Annotated in this window: 15 protein-coding genes; 4 read left to right on the top strand and 11 right to left on the bottom strand. The window is 42.9% G+C overall.

The features are described 5' to 3' along the window. Positions 1 to 2 precede the first annotated feature (2 nt). Positions 3 to 1,721, bottom strand: a complete 1,719-nt coding sequence (gene acsA, locus MKX49_RS17890) for an acetate--CoA ligase (protein ID WP_048682278.1) — start codon at positions 1,719 to 1,721, stop codon at positions 3 to 5. A 323-nt stretch (positions 1,722 to 2,044) separates the two neighbouring features. Between acsA and MKX49_RS17895 the strand changes: the two genes are divergently transcribed. The 3 genes from MKX49_RS17895 to MKX49_RS17905 are packed head-to-tail and all read left to right on the top strand — an operon-like array spanning position 2,045 to position 4,528. Continuing rightward, positions 2,045 to 2,677, top strand: a complete 633-nt coding sequence (locus MKX49_RS17895) for a GNAT family N-acetyltransferase (RefSeq protein ID WP_034309235.1) — start codon at positions 2,045 to 2,047, stop codon at positions 2,675 to 2,677. 26 nt (positions 2,678 to 2,703) lie between these two features. Next, positions 2,704 to 3,354: an acetoin utilization AcuB family protein gene (locus tag MKX49_RS17900; protein ID WP_323596535.1), complete on the top strand. Its 651-nt coding sequence runs from the start codon at positions 2,704 to 2,706 to the stop codon at positions 3,352 to 3,354. Continuing rightward, entirely contained in the window at positions 3,347 to 4,528 is a 1,182-nt protein-coding gene (locus MKX49_RS17905; protein ID WP_323596536.1) for an acetoin utilization protein AcuC, read from the top strand. Before MKX49_RS17900 ends, MKX49_RS17905 begins: the two co-directional genes overlap by 8 nt. A 90-nt stretch (positions 4,529 to 4,618) precedes the next feature. Here MKX49_RS17905 and ccpA read toward each other — a convergent pair whose 3' ends face one another. The 5 genes from ccpA to MKX49_RS17930 all read right to left on the bottom strand — a co-directional run bounded on the left by ccpA (position 4,619) and on the right by MKX49_RS17930 (position 9,172). Then, positions 4,619 to 5,623, bottom strand: coding sequence for a catabolite control protein A (gene ccpA, locus MKX49_RS17910; protein WP_048682265.1), 1,005 nt, complete (start codon positions 5,621 to 5,623; stop codon positions 4,619 to 4,621). A 380-nt stretch (positions 5,624 to 6,003) separates the two neighbouring features. Then, positions 6,004 to 7,080: a bifunctional 3-deoxy-7-phosphoheptulonate synthase/chorismate mutase gene (locus MKX49_RS17915; protein WP_034309244.1), complete on the bottom strand. Its 1,077-nt coding sequence runs from the start codon at positions 7,078 to 7,080 to the stop codon at positions 6,004 to 6,006. Positions 7,081 to 7,597: 517 nt separating this feature from the next. After that, a complete protein-coding gene (gene ytxJ, locus MKX49_RS17920; RefSeq protein ID WP_057276733.1) occupies positions 7,598 to 7,924 on the bottom strand; it encodes a bacillithiol system redox-active protein YtxJ in 327 nt (108 codons plus the stop codon). A 118-nt stretch (positions 7,925 to 8,042) separates the two neighbouring features. Further along, positions 8,043 to 8,615, bottom strand: a complete 573-nt coding sequence (locus MKX49_RS17925; protein ID WP_053535945.1) for a YtxH domain-containing protein — start codon at positions 8,613 to 8,615, stop codon at positions 8,043 to 8,045. 47 nt (positions 8,616 to 8,662) lie between these two features. Beyond that, positions 8,663 to 9,172: a DUF948 domain-containing protein gene (locus MKX49_RS17930; protein ID WP_340877197.1), complete on the bottom strand. Its 510-nt coding sequence runs from the start codon at positions 9,170 to 9,172 to the stop codon at positions 8,663 to 8,665. Between the two features lie 229 nt (positions 9,173 to 9,401). Between MKX49_RS17930 and MKX49_RS17935 the strand changes: the two genes are divergently transcribed. Beyond that, a complete protein-coding gene (locus tag MKX49_RS17935) occupies positions 9,402 to 10,514 on the top strand; it encodes an aminopeptidase (RefSeq protein WP_340877198.1) in 1,113 nt (370 codons plus the stop codon). Between the two features lie 47 nt (positions 10,515 to 10,561). On the opposite strand, the gene murC is transcribed toward MKX49_RS17935, so the two are convergent. From murC to MKX49_RS17960, 5 genes are all read right to left on the bottom strand, one after another. Beyond that, entirely contained in the window at positions 10,562 to 11,866 is a 1,305-nt protein-coding gene (gene murC, locus MKX49_RS17940; RefSeq protein WP_034309255.1) for a UDP-N-acetylmuramate--L-alanine ligase, read from the bottom strand. 284 nt (positions 11,867 to 12,150) lie between these two features. Then, the gene (locus MKX49_RS17945; protein ID WP_445670132.1) at positions 12,151 to 14,976 is read right to left on the bottom strand and encodes a DNA translocase FtsK; all 2,826 of its coding nucleotides are present in this window, start codon (positions 14,974 to 14,976) and stop codon (positions 12,151 to 12,153) included. 423 nt (positions 14,977 to 15,399) lie between these two features. Then, a complete protein-coding gene (locus tag MKX49_RS17950; RefSeq protein ID WP_048682306.1) occupies positions 15,400 to 16,587 on the bottom strand; it encodes an amidohydrolase in 1,188 nt (395 codons plus the stop codon). Positions 16,588 to 16,906: 319 nt separating this feature from the next. Further along, positions 16,907 to 17,713 carry a DUF1444 domain-containing protein gene (locus MKX49_RS17955; RefSeq protein WP_048682251.1) on the bottom strand — a complete coding sequence of 269 codons (807 nt, stop codon included), beginning with the start codon at positions 17,711 to 17,713 and terminating at the stop codon, positions 16,907 to 16,909. A 50-nt stretch (positions 17,714 to 17,763) separates the two neighbouring features. Further along, entirely contained in the window at positions 17,764 to 18,075 is a 312-nt protein-coding gene (locus MKX49_RS17960) for a thioredoxin family protein (protein ID WP_034309264.1), read from the bottom strand. Between the last annotated feature and the right edge of the window lie 60 nt (positions 18,076 to 18,135).

Below are 18,135 nucleotides of genomic sequence, written 5' to 3' on the forward strand. Positions count from 1 at the left end.
TCTCAATCCTCCATCGATGATAAATCACCGGTTGGCAAATCAAGTTCCCAAGCTTTCAAGACACGGCGCATGATTTTACCGCTTCTTGTTTTAGGAAGTTTATCCCTGAATTCAATTTCACGAGGTGCTGCATGTGCTGCTAGACCATGTTTTACAAATGTACGAATATCCTCAATCAACTCATCGTTCGCATCGTATCCGTCACGAAGGGCGATAAACGCTTTGATAATTTCCCCCCGAACCGGATCCGGCTTACCGATGACCCCCGCTTCAGCTACAGCTGGATGCTCGACCAACTTGCTTTCCACTTCGAAGGGTCCGACCCTCTCCCCTGCCGTCATGATGACATCATCAACACGGCCTTGGAACCAGAAATATCCATCTTCATCCATATATGCGGAATCTCCGGAAACATACCAATCACCTGGCATAAAGTAAGATTCATATTTCGCTTCATTCTTCCAGACGGTCTTCATCATCGAAGGCCAGCCTTTCTTGATGGCAAGGTTCCCCATTCTATGCGGCGGAAGCTCGTTGCCTTGATCATCCACTATTGCCGCTTTCACGCCAGGAATCGGTTTACCCATCGAACCCGGTTTGATTTCCAGGCAAGGATAATTGCAGATGACCTGAGCCCCGGTCTCCGTCATCCACCATGTATCATGGATCCGGTGATTGAATACCTTCATTCCCCAACGCACCACTTCCGGGTTCAACGGTTCACCGACACTTAAAATATGGCGGAGAGTGCTTAAATCGAACCGCTTAACGATCTCGTCACCCGCGCCCATCAGCATCCTGAAGGCAGTCGGTGCACTATACCATACCGTGACACCAAAGTCCTCCAAGGTCTTGTACCAGGATTCAGGCTTGAACCGCCCGCCTACAATGACATTCGAGGTCCCTGTCAGCCAAGGTCCAAAAATCCCGTAAGACGTCCCTGTCACCCAACCAGGGTCCGCTGTGCACCAGTACACATCCTCTTCCTGCAAATCAAGGACCCATCTTGCCGTTTGATAATGCTGGATCATCGCATTATGAACATGAAGCACCCCTTTTGGTTTTCCTGTCGAACCGGAGGTATAGTGAAGAATCAAACCGTCATTCCGATCGACCCATTCAATGTCGAATTTTTTGTCGGCTTCTTTTAATTTCTTATTGAAGTGATGGTACTTTCCTTCTTCTTTTATATTTTCCCCCACCAAGAAAATATGCTTTAAATGGGGCAATTCATCCACTGGCACGCGCGGCAAAAGTTCAGGTGTCGTCACAATCACACTTGCCTCACTATCTTCAAGACGATCCCTTATGGCGCCTTCCATGAAGGCTTCGAACAACGGCCCTACGACCGCTCCCGTTTTAATCGCACCCAACAATGCAAAATACAGCTCCGGGGAGCGAGGCATGAAGATGAAAACACGATCACCTTTTTCCACATTGGCAATGTTCTTGAATACATTGGCCGCTTGGTTCGTATAATCTTTCATTTCCTTGAATGTATACTTTTCATTTCTTTTATCGTCTTTGTAATAAAGGGCCACTTTATTCTTTTTGTATGTTTCGACATGGCGGTCAATGGCTTCATACGCAAGATTCACTTTACCGGTTTCAGACCAGGAGAATTCCTTTTCCGTCTCAGACCAGTCAAACTTATTGTATTTTTCATCATAATTCTTTAAATTAAAATTACCTTCCACTACTGGCAACGCTTTCACATTCATACGACAAACTCCCCCTTCATTCGGCTCTATATTTTTATTATAATATAAGAATCGAATTATCTCAATTTTTAAAATATTATGCACTTCCATATTAGGGAAATCCCTTCTTGGTGAATGTTGAAAGATACTGGTATATGGTTATGGTCAAGGCGGACCCATATGATAGCCGGGAAAGAGAAAACACTGTAACAAAAGCGCCTTGAACTTTCTGAATTATGCCCCTTGTTTTCATGTATAATTTATGTAAGCTTTCCATTCGGTTTAAAAGCGATGCTTCGGAATGCGAGAGTGTAAGATTACTATATAACAAGGGTGGTGAAAGAATGGAATATAGTAAGACCTTCTACACTAAGGAACTGCAGACATTAAGCGGAACGCTCATCATCGAGGGGCCGTTAAGCGGCGAGAAAATGTCCGCTTATGAGTTTCACGAAGACTTGGTCGCCTTTCGCCCCCCTGCTTTGCAGCATAAAGCGTTAATAGAGATAGCAGACTTGCCTGAGGGCAGGATCTTCATCGCCCGTGAAAATGAAACAATCGTAGGTTATGTAACTTACTTATATCCCGATCCCTTGGAACGCTGGTCGGAAATCAAGATGGAGGACCTGATTGAGCTTGGTGCAATCGAGGTCATCCCTAAATACCGGGGTGCCTCCGTCGGGAAGAACCTGATCCGCCTGTCAATGGAAGACGATTCGGTTGAAGACTTCATCATCATCACCACTGAATACTATTGGCATTGGGATTTGAAAGGGACAGGGCTGAATATTTGGGACTATCGCAAGGTCATGGAAAAAATGATGAGCGCGGGTGGCTTGGTCTACTTTGCAACAGATGATCCTGAAATCAGTTCCCACCCGGCCAACTGCCTGATGGCCCGAATTGGCAAAAGAGTCCCGCCGGAATCCATCCAGAAGTTCGACCAATTGCGTTTTATGAATCGGTTTATGTATTAAAGAGGAGAGGAAGAGGAGGAAGGAAAATGATTGTTGAAACAATAATGAATGAGGAGATCATCACCCTCACTCCAACGGATACCATCCATAGCGCTGTCTTGATCATTAGGGAGAAACGAATTCGCCATATACCCATTGTCGATGACAGCTTTCAACTTGTGGGATTAGTCAGCGACCGTGATATTCGGGATGCTGCCCCTTCTATTTTCCGTACCGAAGAATACAAAAATGATTTACAAAAACCATTATCAAGCATCATGAAAACGGAAATAATCACAGGGCACCCGCTTGATTTCGTGGAAGAAATCGGGGCTGTTTTTTGTGATAACAATATCAGCTGCCTCCCAATCGTAAAGGGCAGGAAGTTAGTGGGCATCATAACCGGGACTGATTTACTTCATTCATACGTTGAGTTGACAGGAGTCAATCAGCCCGGTTCCCAAATCGAAATCAGAATCCCGGATAAGGCAGGTTCCCTTCATGATATTGCCCATATTTTCAAAAGGCGCAATACGAATATCCTGAGCACCCTTGTTTATCCTGAAAAAAATGGAACCGATTATAAAATTCTTGTAATTCGTGTACAGACGATGAATCCATTTATGGTGGTGGAGGATTTGAAGAAAGAAGGCTATACCGTTTTATGGCCTAGTCTACCGGGGATTTCACATGAATGATACATCCCTTTTCGTCTATTCGGATGAACTCCTTACCTACAAATTCAACGATGAGCATCCATTCAATCAAAAACGCCTTAAACTCACGCTTGATTTATTAAAAAAACACCATGCCATCAATGATGATCAAATTATCAAGCCAAGAATGGCTACCGATGCAGAATTGGAACTGATCCATGATCACCATTATGTAAACGCTGTCAGATTAGCGGGCCAGGGAAAGCTCCCCCCTGAAAAGGCAGTAAATTATGGACTGGGAACAGAGGATACCCCTATCTTCCCCAATATGCACGAAGCAAGCGCCTTGCTTGTAGGCGGTACCTTGACGGCTGTGGATGCCGTCATGACCGGTCAGTCCCTGCACGCACTTAATCTTGGCGGTGGCCTGCATCACGGTTTCCGCGGGAAAGCCTCGGGCTTTTGCATTTACAATGATAGTTCGGTCGCGATTAAATACCTGCAAAAGAAATATGGTGCGCGTGTCTTATATGTCGATACCGATGCACATCATGGTGACGGAGTCCAATGGTCATTTTATGATGATCCCGATGTATGCACCCTATCCATTCATGAAACAGGGCGCTACTTATTTCCCGGCACCGGCACGATTAACGAGCGGGGCCAGGGAAAAGGCTACGGCTATTCATTCAACATCCCGGTCGATGCGTTCACTGAAGATGAATCCTGGCTCGATTGCTATAGGGCTTCCTTTAAAGAGGTCATTGAATACTTCAAACCGGATGTCATATTAACGCAAAACGGAGCCGATTCCCATTATTACGATCCGCTCACCCATTTATCTGCGACCATGAAGATTTTTAGGGAAATACCAAAGTTGGCCCATGAAATGGCCCATAAGTATTGCGAAGGACGCTGGATTGCAGTAGGCGGCGGCGGATATGATATATGGCGCGTCGTCCCGAGGGCTTGGGCGAGGGTCTGGCTTGAGATGACGAATAATGATATTTCAGGTCCCCTATCAAAGGAATGGCTCGATAGCTGGCAGCCTGAGTCCCCTGTTCCCCTACCGACTGAATGGGATGACATGGAAGATATATACGAACCCATTCCGAGAAAGCCTGAAATTACCGAGAAGAATGCCCTGACGCTTGAAAAAGCCCTTTATCCCATCAGGTCTTCCAAGCAAACATCGAAAAGCAATGAACAAAGTTAACCAAAAGATCGTTGAAAAACGATCTTTTTTGTTCGGTCATACATTTGAGAAACAAAAAGAGAGTGCCCTCGGGACACTCTCCAAACAAGTTCATTTCGTTGATTGACGATTTTCAATCCGATGCGGCAGGATCACTTTTTCAAGACCTTCCTCCACTTGTTCTTTATTCATCAACTTTGTAAGAAGCCTCATCGCAACCGCACCAATATCATATAAAGGTTGAACGATCGTCGTGATTTGAGGACGCACCATCAATGTCAATCTCGTATTATCGAAGCTGATCACTTCAAAGTCTTCCGGCACATTATACCCCTTGTCCTGTGCGGCATGGACAATACCAAGCGCCATTTCATCAGCACCGGCGATGAATGCCGTCGGCCTGTCTTCAACTTCCAGGTACTTTTCAAAAGATTCAATTCCTGAATCATATGTATAATCACCTTCAACAATATACCTTTCATCAAATGAAAGACCAGCTTCTTTCAATCCTCGTTTATATCCAGTCAATTTCATTTCATTAATCAGCGCGGAAGGGTTTCCGCTTACAAAAGCGATATGCTTGTGGCCTTTATTAGCAAAGAAGGTCACTGCGTCGAATGCCGCCGCCTCATAATCAATATTAACAGATGGAACTTGCCCGCTTTCATCCACCGAACCTGCCAGAACGATCGGAACCGGTGAATTAGTAAACTCTTTGACATGCTCATCAGAAATGTTGCCGCCCATGAATACGATACCATCCACTTGTTTTCCAAGCATCGTATTCAGCAAATGGAATTCCTTATCTATATTCTCATCAGAACTGCTTAGGATGATATTGTATTTATACATGGTGGCTATATCTTCTATGCCCCGTGCCAATTCGGCAAAAAAGATGCTGGAGATATCCGGGATGATGACCCCGACTGTAGTCGTTTTCTTTGAGGCAAGTCCCCTTGCCACTGCATTCGGACGGTACCCTAACTTTTCAATCACATCGGAAACTTTCTTCCTTGTTGCAGGCTTTACATTTGGATTCCCGTTAACTACGCGGGAAACGGTGGCCATGGAAACATTCGCCTCACGCGCCACATCATAAATGGTTATATTATTCATTCATCCATTCCTCCATTTCTTTCATTTTCCCCATAAAAGACCCGAATTATTTCGGAAAAAAATCTTTTATGCGTTTTTCTCTATAAGGAAGATTAATTTAGGAACGATCTGCCTAACAAAAAGCAGTCCTACTCTCTTCTCAGTCAAATATTCAATACCCTATTCAAGTATAAAATTCACATAGATATCACTTTATGTATGACTCAATCTTCCGAACAGTTCTCATTCTTGTTATTTATCATACGATAGTCGAATCTTTCCTGCAATCCAATAGTGCGTATTTCGAAGGTTTTTCTGCAAAAACTAGTATTTTACCATTAAAAAAAGCCCTTGCCAAGTTGGTAAGGGCCGTAAGTAGATCAATTAAAGACATTCTTAGCTTAAACAGTTACCCAGTTCAAACGTTTAATTTCATCGTAGAATTCATCAAATTGTTTGAAGTCCATTTGCTGTGCAGAATCCGATAGAGCAACGGAAGGATCCGGATGCACTTCAGCCATAACACCGTCAGCACCGATTGCAAGAGCCGCTTTAGCCGTAGGAAGCAATAGATCGCGACGTCCAGTTGAATGCGTTACATCAACCATGACCGGTAAATGTGTTTCTTGTTTTAAGATCGGTACAGCAGAGATATCAAGTGTATTTCTTGTTGCTTTTTCGTAAGTGCGGATACCGCGTTCACAAAGGATGATGTTGCCATTGCCCTGCGACATGATGTATTCCGCTGCATGAATGAACTCTTCAATCGTTGCAGCCAGTCCGCGTTTTAACAGAACTGGTTTATTTACTGCACCTGCCGCTTTTAGCAAGTCGAAGTTTTGCATGTTGCGAGCCCCGATTTGGATGACATCGATATGATCGATCGCCGCTTCAATATCATTGGCACTCACGATTTCACTGATGACAGCCAAGCCGTATTCATCAGCAACGCGTTTAAGTATTTGTAAACCTTCCAAACCAAGCCCTTGGAAGTCATATGGAGATGTACGTGGCTTAAAGGCACCGCCGCGCATCAATTTCAAACCTTTAGCTTTAATGACTTCCGCCACCGCAGCTGTCTGTTCATAAGATTCAACGGCACATGGTCCGAAAACGAAGCTAGGGATCCCGTTACCTACCAATTCACCCTTGATGTCGATGATCGTGTCTTCAGCTTTTTGTTTTCTTGATACAAGAAGCGTTTTCTTCTGATCATCTTTTTGCAGCTCCAAGCCCAATTTAAAGATTTCTTTGAAAATATGTTTAATCGAACCAAGATCAAGCGGTCCTTGATTATTGGCTTCGATAAGATCCAGCATTGTTCTTTCACGGACCGGATCGTAACGGTTTACACCTTGTTTTTCTTTAACGCGACCAATTTCCTGTACAAGTTCAGCACGTTGATTAATAAGATGTAATAACTGAAGGTTCACATCATCCAGTTGATTACGAAGTCCATCAAGCTCTTTGTTGCTCATTACAAATCCATCCCTTCGTTTTTTAAAATAGAAATCGGTTCAGCGGACTCAAACTAAAAAAAATCCCATCCGGATTCTAGAACTTCCACCCCGATTGTTTTATCAATGAAAAATTTAGAATATTTCATGTATGATTAAATCAATTATAAATGAAGTGTCCATAAATGTCACGATATTTTTCTTTAATAATTAAACGCTTTTAAGCATTAAAGTTATAAATGCATAAAACTAGGTGCATTCATTCCAGAAAAACGATTACACAGAATATTGAAACACATCCATTGTAGGAATTATATTGGAAATAGAACAGGAAAGCTATCATTTAATTGATCATTTTTCACAAAAGCATAGAAAAGTTTAAATCTTCTGCCACTTGTCCGAAGCTGAGAAATGTTTAAAGAGTCTTTACGGAAGGGCCACTCTAGAAAAGGTTTCCCCAGGATAAACATCCTTAGGCCCGCCAATCAATGGAATAATAAAAGGCCGGACCCCTTACCAAAGGGATCCGGCCTTCCATTCATTCTGTAATGGCTTTGCTCAATGAATCATATGTAATCCGCCAATGAGATTCATTCCAGACAGGTTTTCCACCTTTAAAAAGGATTGCCTGAGGTGATTGATGTTTGACATCAAAGGTTTCCGCCACATAATTGGATAGTGGACGAGCTTCCTGGACGGCCAAATAGGCCGTTTTAAGTTGTTCGTTCCCTAAGATGTACCTCTCATATTGTTCAAATGCTTCAGCACTTACAGGGCATGTTACGCTATGCTTGAAAAGCAGGAATGTATCCTCTTTTAGAAGCTCATTGAATTGTTCTTCTGTTTCGATTTTGCTCATGACCATATAGCAGTCTCCTTTCCTTGTCATATAAATTTTACCATCAAAAAGGCGATGAAGCCATCGAAGCACTTCACCGCCTTATTCTTCGTCCCTTAATGACTCTTCATTCCCCTTAGGGAGTTTAATTCTTTAGTTTACTCTCCGTTTCATCAAATGCCTTTTTCGCTTCATCAAGTTTTAATTTTGCCGCATTCTTGTTTCCGCTTGTAGGATCTGCAGGATTATTTTCCGAATCATTGCTGTTAGCAAAGTTCGTTTCGACGGATACGATAGGAGCATCGGTAGTTCCGGTTACATCAATATCCTTATTGCTTGAATTCGTTGTATCATCAGCAGCGTCGCCGTTTTCTTTTCCTGTTTTCAGGCTCTTCACTTTGTTGACGATATTCGAAGATTTATTTGAAACGATTTCCGTGACGGAGCTTGTTTTTTCTTTTGCAGTATCAGCAAGGACTGTACCTTTTTCCATCGCCGTTTGTCTTAATCTTTCTGTTTTCTCGGAAATGTTTCTAGCTTGTTCATTGAAGTCATTCCTTAATTCCTTGCCTGTTTTCGGAGCCATGAACAAAGCTGTAGCCGCTCCGATCATCCCGCCGATCAAGGCGCCAATCATAAAGTCCTTAGAATTGATCGAGTCGCGTTCGTCCTCATATGATTTCTGATAGTCCTTTGTCGGAAATTCTTTTTGAGTCATAATACATTCCCCTTTCAATTTTCAGTTCATTTTTATTTAACTAGATTTTATGATCTAGAACGTAAAAACCTTTTTTTAGGTAAGTTATCTGTTTCCAGCGCTTCCCTTTCTAACTCTGCCCTTTCAGTCGGGGACGGGGCTGCCTGTTTGCTCCTGGACTTCCATTTGTCCCTGATCTCCATGGCTACATTGCTCCATTGTACAATTTGTGAGATTCTTTCTTGATTATTATCAATCTCAGCCTGCACTTTATGGGAAACCTTTTGGATGGAAGAATTAAAGCTGGAGATGGATGTACCTACATCCTTCACCGCATCCACCACCGTGTTCAGGTTTTCTGACTTTTGCTGCAAATCTTCAGCCAACGTATTCGTTTTATGTAATAACTGAGTAGTTTCGAGCGTTATGCCCTGCATTTGGCTCTCTAGTCCTGTCAGCGTCCGGGCCACACTGTCCAGGGTAGTTTGAAGTGATGTCAGTACCTTCGTTAAAAAAATAACGAGTACCAAAAAAGCTATCGCTGCAACAGCAGCACTTACGTATAAAATAATCTCCATTGGAACACCTCCGAAAAAAATCGACTTATTTAATAGCTGTTAGATATTAATTACCCCTTCCCTATTATTATAAACGTATTTATTTTTTCAATATACCCTATCAAACCCTAATCTGGAAATATTGTTGTCTGCATCCAGTTCCTCCTTGAAATTCATGGGTGACACTTATGGCAGGAAATCGGGTATGATAAAAAAGATAAGTCGAATTTAAACAATGGAGGTATTTTTTATGAAAGATCCCAGAATTGGTACATTGGCCAAAAACTTAATCAATTATTCCGTGAAGCTTCAAAAAGGTGAAAAAATCTTGATCGAAAACTTTGGATTGCAGCGTGAACTTGTTAACGCACTTGTGAATGAAGCCTATGCAGCAGATGGTTACCCATTCGTCCTGTTAAAGGACCACCAAGTGGATCGGGCCTTGCTGATGGGTGCCAAAGAAGAACAGTACAAGATGATGGGTGAGTTTGAAGCAAACGTAATGAAGCAGATGGATGCTTATATCGGGCTTCGTGCCGGGGATAATATCAATGAACAATCCGATGTCCCTTCCGAGAAGATGGCGATTCATGGACAGACAGTCGGTAAAGTACATAGAAATATCCGCGTGCCAAAAACAAAATGGGTCGTACTTCGCTACCCGACAAATTCCATGGCCCAATTAGCCAAAATGAGCACAGAAGCATTCGAAGACTTTTATTTCGAAGTCTGCAACCTCGACTATGGCAAAATGAGCGCAGCAATGGACAACCTTGTTGAATTGATGGATAAAACGGATAAGGTCCGCTTAACTGGGCCCGGTACGGATCTAACCTTCTCCATCAAAGACATTAAAGCCATCAAATGTGCGGGTGAGCTGAACATTCCTGACGGTGAAGTATATACGGCTCCAGTTAAAGATTCCATCAATGGAGTGATTTCGTATAATACTCCTTCCCCATATCAGGGTTTTACTTTTGAAAACGTGAAGTTGACATTCAAGGATGGAAAAATCGTTGAAGCGGTTGCGAATGATACGGAACGCATCAACAAAATTTTTGATACTGATGAAGGCGCACGATATGTCGGTGAATTTGCAATTGGTGTAAATCCTTATATTCTACACCCGATGCAAGATATCCTCTTTGATGAAAAAATTGATGGAAGTTTTCATTTCACTCCAGGACAATGCTATGATGATGCCTTTAACGGAAACCATTCAGACATTCACTGGGACCTGGTCAATATCCAGCGGCCTGAATATGGCGGCGGGGAAATCCACTTTGATGACGTCTTGATACGTAAGGACGGACGCTTCGTTTTACCGGAACTGGAAAATTTAAATCCGGAAAATTTAAAATAACCCAATAAAAAAACGACCGATCCGCTACTAACGGATGGTCGTTTTTTTTATTTTACCTGCAGTGAATGCTCATAGGCTGCTTGGAACTTTTGAATGTCCCCCGCACCCATGAATAACACGACACTGTTATCATGGTTTTGCAATATAGATGTTGTGTTCTCCGTAATCAGCTCGGCACCCGGAATCTTATCTTGAAGGTCTTCAATCGATAACTTTCCTTGATGTTCACGAGCAGATCCAAAAATTTCACATAAGTATACTTTGTCGGCCAAATTCAAGCTGTCGGCGAATTCATCCAGGAATGCCTGCGTTCTCGAGAAAGTATGCGGCTGGAATACAGCAACAACTTCACGCTCTGGATATTTCTGACGCGCCGAGTCAACAGTTGCAGAGATCTCGGTCGGATGGTGTGCATAATCATCAATAATGATCTGACTTCCGATTTCCTTTTCGGAGAACCGGCGTTTAACTCCGCCAAAAGTCCGCAATTGAGCTTTCACAGCTTCCGTATCCAAGTTTTCATATTTACAAAGTGCAATGACACCAAGTGCATTCAACACATTATGCTTTCCAAAAGTAGGAATAGTGAATGTATCATAGTAATTGTTCCTTACATGCACATCAAAAGTCGTGCCATCCGGAGTGACGGAAACATTTTTCGCTTGAAAATCATTTCCTTCTGCAAATCCGTAAAAAATAACCGGTACTTTCGCCTGAATATGTGGTAAATGCTCATCATCTCCGCACGCAATGATGCCTTTGTTGACTTGAAGGGCCATCGTTTGGAAAGCCTCGAACACGTCTTCGACATTAGCGTAATAATCAGGATGATCAAAATCGATATTCGTCATGATTGCATAATCCGGATAATAGGAAAGGAAATGACGGCGATATTCACATGCTTCGAAAACGAAGTAATCAGAATTCACGATTCCTTTACCCGTTCCATCCCCAATCAAGAAGGATGTCGGTTTAGCGCCCCCCATTACATGGGCAAGTAAGCCGGTCGTCGATGTTTTACCATGCGCTCCCGTAACTGCCACGCTGATGAAGTTTTTCATGAAATCACCTAGGAAACGATGATAACGGATAATCGGCAAATCAAGTTCTTTTGCCTTCAAGATTTCCGGATGACTATCCGGAAACGCATTTCCTGCAATGATGGTCATTCCAGGTTGAATATTTTCCTCGTTGAAAGGAAGGATTTTAATCCCGGCTTTCTCTAATGCCAATTGTGTAAAAAATTCTTTTTCGTAATCGGAACCCTGCACTTCAATATTCATATCATGCAGTATTTGTGCAAGAGCACTCATACCCGACCCTTTAATTCCCACAAAATGGTAAGCAGTCATAAAGCGAACCTCCACCAATCGTCTACCTGTATGACAGTATATGACGTCATCTTTTATTTGTTTTTCCATTACGAGACTTGTTAGTAACGCAATTTCTTCATAGGTTTTCAAGCTTTTATTTTCAATCATTCATCAACAAAAAACTATTATATCACTTTTTTATTCATTCATCCATGTCAGGCAGATGCCAATTTATCAAATCCTTGGCTTTTCCCTCAATTAAGGTGATAAAAAAGGGTTTTCACCCTTTCACATTATATACAATTTCCTTTTATTAGGTTCTCTTAATTAACATGTAAAAATTCCAGCTCTTCTTCCGTAATCAATACATCCCTTGGTCTTGAGCCCCTGGATTCGGAAACGACTCCCTGTTGCTCCATCATTTCTATTAGGCGCGCTGCACGGTTATATCCGACACGGAAACGCCGTTGGACACTCGATGCAGATGCGGCCTGCTGGCTCACGACAAATTCACATGCCTCGAAAAACAGTTCATCCGCTTCTTCCGTAACCTGGGCCCTGTTCAGCAAGTCTTCCTGTTCAAACAGGTATTTCGGCTGCTGCTCCCGTTTAACATGGTTGACCACTTGATCGATTTCTTCATCACTCACGAAAGTCCCTTGCAGGCGCACCGTTTTTGAAGAACCGTTTTCAGCGAATAACATATCTCCTCTTCCCAAAAGTTTTTCTGCACCGCCGCTATCGATGATTGTACGGGAGTCGACTTGTGAAGAAACCGAAAAAGCGATCCTTGTCGGGATATTTGCCTTGATCAATCCAGTTATGACATCGACTGAAGGTCTTTGAGTGGCTACAATCAAATGGATGCCGCAGGCACGGGCCTTTTGAGCAATCCGGCAAATCGCTTCCTCTACATCAGCCGGGGACATCATCATTAGATCAGCAAGCTCATCGATGATCACCAGGATATAAGGCAGCTTGCTTGAATATTGACCGGCTTTTTCCGCTTGTTCATTAAAGCGGGTGATATCACGTACACCGGCATGTACAAACAATTCATAACGCCGTTCCATCTCCTCTACAGCCCATTTCAACGCAGCCGTAGCGGCTTTTACATCGGTTATGACTGGACTGACCAAATGCGGGATCCGGTTATATGGGGCGAGCTCGACCATTTTCGGATCGATCAACAGTAATTTCAGCTCCTGCGGCGTCGCTTTATACAGCAAGCTGACCAGCATGGTGTTGATACAGACACTTTTCCCCGATCCCGTTTGCCCGGCTATCAAACCATGCGGCATCTTTCTCAAATCCGTGATGATCGGCTGACCGGATATATCGAGTCCTAAAGCCACGGCAAGCGGTGATTCATGCTCTTGAAACTCAGTACTTTCCAAAACCTCACGCAAAAATACCGGTTTGCTTTTCCTGTTCGGAATCTCGATGCCGATTGTATGTTTACCCGGAATGGGCGCTTCCATCCTCATATCCTGGGCAGCAAGGCTTAATTTGATGTCATCCATCAGGTTCGTCACTTTATTCACCTTTACTCCCGGCTCCGGATGCACCTCGAAACGAGTGACTGCCGGTCCTTGGGTGACATTGACGACCTTTGCACGGACATTGAAATTTTTCAATGTCTGATCAAGTAATACAGTCTGTTCACCGAGCCACTCATCATCATGCACAGCATAAGTGGGAGGTGTCAGCAATTCGATATTCGGAAACACATAGTATGGATTATCATCCGCTTCCACGGATTCAAAAACTTCAAGGCCATTGCCCTGGCCACTTTCCACTGTCTCTGTTAAAACGGCTTCTTGATACCCATCTCCAGAAATGGGGGATTCCTGTTCTAGAAGCTGCTTAGGGTCGGAACCAATAATGGATTTAACTGTATTTTCAGGCTCGGCGGCGGTTTCGGTGTCCAAAATGGCAGGTGTAATGTCCAGAGTCTCCTCTTTCGGCATAACTCTGCCTTCCTCCGGTTTCCGTTCGGGAATGGCGGATGGTTCCACTTGTCCTGCCTCTATTTGGGCAGCATCATCCATAGCTCGTTTATCAGGTGAAACTACTGCCCTTTCCGGATTAAGGCTTTTTTTTTCCGGCATCATTTTATTCATGAAGCCATTTTTTTCCCGATCTTGCTTAAGCATCATCACATTAAATGGAATATGTTTTTTCGGACTTTTAGGCTGTACTTCAGGTATTGCCTCAGATGAGTCGCTTTCAGGCATTGTCCCTTGACTAACGGATGATTGATTTGATTGTACAGCTGCCTCCCCATGAACCGATATCGCTTCAGGCCGTGTGTCGTCGGCCTGTTCCATGATGGATACAGCGACTTCGCGTCCAAAATCGACTTGGTCCTGTTCATTAGCCTCTTTTTCTACCTCAGGCTCAATTATGTTAGGCTCGCTTACCGCTTCTTCTGGCAATGACTCAATGGAATTTCTACGAAAGAAAGCGGGTATCTCCGTATCTTCCCTTTTTTTTTCCGCTTGTTCCGGTATAAGAATGGCGGGTTCTGCCGTCATTTCCTCATGTGACGCATCTTTTGAGATTTCAGGGAACGATACCGGAATCTCGATAGCGGGTTCTTCCTTTTTAAGGATGGGCATTTTGCTTTCCAATTCATATTCGACAATTTCTTCAGAAGGGACTATTTTTTTTTCCGGACGACGGAACCCGTAAATGGGTGATGGGATTTCCGTTGGGCGGAATGGAGTATTTGACGGGACTATTTTTGAAGTTTCCTCCCGGTCAAAGCTTCTCCGTTTTGGTTCAGGATCCCTTACAGGCCTTCTCGTTGTTTCTTTAGTCACATTCTTCCCCTGTTTGGGTTCGTTGTCTTCCCTGTTTCTTTCCCTAGGTTTTCTTTTATTCTGCTCCCGGTCTGGAATGAGAGGAAACTTGAACTGGCCTTTTGGATATTGAAACAGGATTTTCGTATCCGGGTCTGGCGTCTGGGACATTTTTTCCACTTTTTGATTGTAAACCTTTATTTCTTCTTTCTTTGACTTCGTAAGCTTCGAAAAATCCATTTTCCTCAATGTCTCTTCATCAAGCGGTTCATCTATAATAATCTCTTCGATTTCAATAATTTCCTCTGCTTGGAACCATTTTTTCATCTTATTTAGCCATTTCAAAACTATCACTCTTTCTACATCTGTAGTTATGTAACTAATTCTACCAGTTATTTTAAAAATATCGAGAAAATTTAAGCTAAATTGGATTAGTATCTACTTTTTTATCGCATTCTTACTACCTAAACGTATTTCGCAGAACTCCTACCCTATTAAACCCCTTCTGGAATGGGTTTAAACCTATCATCGCGAAATAACATTAGCCCCTAGTCTACTATTTAAATAAAACACAGCTATTAAATCGCGTTTACAAAGAGATTAAGTTTTCATGCTGACTTGAAACAGACTGGCCAATTCATTGCATCATCCTTCACGAAACCTCCGGCAGAATCCAAATGCCTGTCGCAACCCATAAAACACCGTTCGTTAATACCGAACGGTGTTTTGTGGGTTTCTCCGTTTTTTTTGCAAACAAAGACCAAGGGACTAGTTCCATTCATAAAAACGGCAAACAACCTGCGCCACTGATTTGGAAGCGATCAAAAGGGCATCTTCATCAATATCGAATTTAGGATGGTGATTGAAATAAGCCTTCTCCACCCCTTTCGGTTTACAGCCAATGTAAAAGAAGCAGCCTGGTATCTTTTCTGCATAATACGAAAAATCTTCTGAACCTGAAAAAACCGGAAATTCGACAACCTTCTTAATCTCTTTGTCATTCATGCTTTCCAGGCTATTCTTCACGAATTCAGTCAGTTCAGGGTCATTATATAGCGGAGGATAATCGGGCACATATGTAAGTTCGCACTGAACATCGAATTCCGTTTCGATCCCTTTGACGATCCGGTGGATTTCCTTATCGATCAGCTGTTGGGTTTCCGCTGTCATATAACGGACATCCCCTTCAATTTCTATACGATCTTTAATGACATTAAAGCTTCCTTTTCCATCGAAGGAGCCAATTGTGACCACGCCCATATCAAAAGGGTTCAAGCGACGGCTGATTACGGTTTGTACGGCTGTCACGAAATGGGCCCCTGCCACAATGGCATCATTCGCCATATGCGGGGAGGAACCATGGCCGCCCACACCCTTTATCGCCAGCTTGAAATAGGTCCTTCCAGCCATCGAATAGCCGCCGCGATACCCGACAACCCCTGCTGGATGCGACGGAAATAAATGGATTCCAAAAACAGCATCCAGTTCATCCAAAGCCCCTGATTCCATCATGCTTTTTGCTCCGCCTGGGGGTGTCTCTTCTGCATGTTGATGGATTATTTTAATCGTACCTGATAGGGAATCTTTCAGCTCATTGATGCAGTCTGCCAGTACCAATAAATAAGCGGTATGCCCATCGTGTCCGCAGGCATGCATGACACCTTCATTTTTTGAACGGAACGGGACCTCCGCTTCTTCTGTAATCGGCAATGCATCGAAATCGGCACGGAGACCTATCGTTTTCCCAGGTTTTCCGCCTTCGATCGTTACGATGATCCCTAAACCATTTCCTACATTCGTTTGTATCGACACATCTTTCCCCTTATAAAAATCAATGATATATTGTGCCGTTTTCTCTTCTTTGAAGGATAGTTCCGGATTTTCGTGTAAATGACGGCGGATTTGAACGATTTCCCCTTTACGGGCTTCCAGCATGTTCATTAATTTGCTTTTCACGTTCACGATTATTCTCCCCCTTGGTCAGGTTTGCCTTTCGTGGACATTTATACATCATGCCCCGTTGAATAACAGCGTAATTCCTTACTCTATATTGGACGATAAAACGGACAAAGGGTTTAGCTCCAAAGGATATTTTTGGAACTTGCTCTCCTTGGCGCCTCAATCTTGTTCTATTTTTTATCCATATTTTCAAAATATTACAATTATATTATCACCGATTAAAAAATAAATATCAACTACAAGAGAGTTATAAACTCTATCAAACTTAAAAGGACCGCTGCCAAATGCTGACACGGTCCTTTTGTGATTCTCTATATTATTGTTCACGCTTTTTGTTTTTACCCATAATGAAGATGGGCTCCAACTCATTTTCTTCGTAAAGGAATGATAGAGCCGTAATCGGAACATGACCGCTGGCAAAGAAGCTCATCGCCATTTGCGCCAGGATATCATAGCCCGTATCATTCTTTACATCGGCAATGATGATGACATCCTGATGGGGAATGGCCACAGCCATGGTTCCCTCGATCTTGTCCTTCATTTCCCGAAGCCATGATTCATTCAGGATCCTGCTGGCATCATATCCATCATTCGTGTTCAAAAAATAAAATGCATTACCTGCAACGATATCCGACTTCATTTCAGTGGAGAGGGAACGGGCATTAAAAAGGGCTATTTCACGGATCCTGTCACCCTGCCAATTTTCCCGTTGAATCATCTTTTCATCTATAAGACGGTAGGTTTTACCTAAATCAAGGGCATAAAAAATCCGGGTTTCAGCTGTATGCTCATCGAATAAAAACGGATTTCCGTCTTCCGATTCCATTGGAAAGGAGGTCGAGCGGATGACTGGGAAAATGAATTTCTCCTTGCCTTCCATGCTGTGTTCTTCCCCCATTACATTCAGGGCCTCTTCCACGTAATAAATAATTTCATCGATGGCCTTTTCCTGTACGTTTTCATAGTTAGCAAGTACAGGAGGCAACTCGATGGTGATCCCTTTCCCGGTCTTCACATTTTCCACCCGTAACGTATCTTGCTTGCTATCGAATTTGAATGTCCGGCCCTCATCCTTTAAACGTTCCTTCAAAATATTTTTCAGCTTCGTGCTGTCCATTTTCATGACTGACCCTCCTCTTCATTGAAAAATCCCCAGCGAGAAGGGGATTTTGATTATAGTGATTGAATGAATTCCTCAATTTGTTCTTGCGTTTTGCGATCCTTGCTTACGAATCTGCCTAGCTCTTTACCATTATCATAGGCGATGAAACTTGGTATACCGAATACATCATTAGCCGCACACACATCGATGAATTCATCACGGTCCACATAAATGAATGTAAAGTCAGGAAATTTCGTTTCTATCTCCGGCATTATCGGTTCGATTACACGGCAATCTCCACACCATGTAGCGGAAAAAAGAAAGATATGTTTGCCTTCATTTTTCAATGCATCATATTGCTCGACGGTTTGTAATTTTTCCATTTGAATATTCCTCCTGCTCTAAATGACACCTTAGTTTTTATAATCCCATCATACCAGACT

This window comes from Peribacillus sp. FSL M8-0224, assembly GCF_038003055.1.
GTDB classification, from domain to species: domain Bacteria; phylum Bacillota; class Bacilli; order Bacillales; family DSM-1321; genus Peribacillus; species Peribacillus frigoritolerans.

Bases quoted from the DNA above. Each gene is read 5' to 3' on its own strand.
- MKX49_RS17895 (WP_034309235.1), top strand. From the start codon at position 2,045: ATGGAATATAGTAAGACCTTCTACACTAAGGAACTGCAGACATTAAGC.
- ytxJ (WP_057276733.1), bottom strand. From the start codon at position 7,924: ATGGTCATGAGCAAAATCGAAACAGAAGAACAATTCAATGAGCTTCTA.
- MKX49_RS17900 (WP_323596535.1), top strand. From the start codon at position 2,704: ATGATTGTTGAAACAATAATGAATGAGGAGATCATCACCCTCACTCCA.
- MKX49_RS17930 (WP_340877197.1), bottom strand. From the start codon at position 9,172: ATGGAGATTATTTTATACGTAAGTGCTGCTGTTGCAGCGATAGCTTTT.
- murC (WP_034309255.1), bottom strand. From the start codon at position 11,866: ATGACTGCTTACCATTTTGTGGGAATTAAAGGGTCGGGTATGAGTGCT.
- MKX49_RS17915 (WP_034309244.1), bottom strand. From the start codon at position 7,080: ATGAGCAACAAAGAGCTTGATGGACTTCGTAATCAACTGGATGATGTG.
- ccpA (WP_048682265.1), bottom strand. From the start codon at position 5,623: ATGAATAATATAACCATTTATGATGTGGCGCGTGAGGCGAATGTTTCC.
- MKX49_RS17905 (WP_323596536.1), top strand. From the start codon at position 3,347: ATGAATGATACATCCCTTTTCGTCTATTCGGATGAACTCCTTACCTAC.
- MKX49_RS17925 (WP_053535945.1), bottom strand. From the start codon at position 8,615: ATGACTCAAAAAGAATTTCCGACAAAGGACTATCAGAAATCATATGAG.
- MKX49_RS17955 (WP_048682251.1), bottom strand. From the start codon at position 17,713: ATGAAAATGGACAGCACGAAGCTGAAAAATATTTTGAAGGAACGTTTA.
- MKX49_RS17960 (WP_034309264.1), bottom strand. From the start codon at position 18,075: ATGGAAAAATTACAAACCGTCGAGCAATATGATGCATTGAAAAATGAA.
- MKX49_RS17935 (WP_340877198.1), top strand. From the start codon at position 9,402: ATGAAAGATCCCAGAATTGGTACATTGGCCAAAAACTTAATCAATTAT.
- acsA (WP_048682278.1), bottom strand. From the start codon at position 1,721: ATGAATGTGAAAGCGTTGCCAGTAGTGGAAGGTAATTTTAATTTAAAG.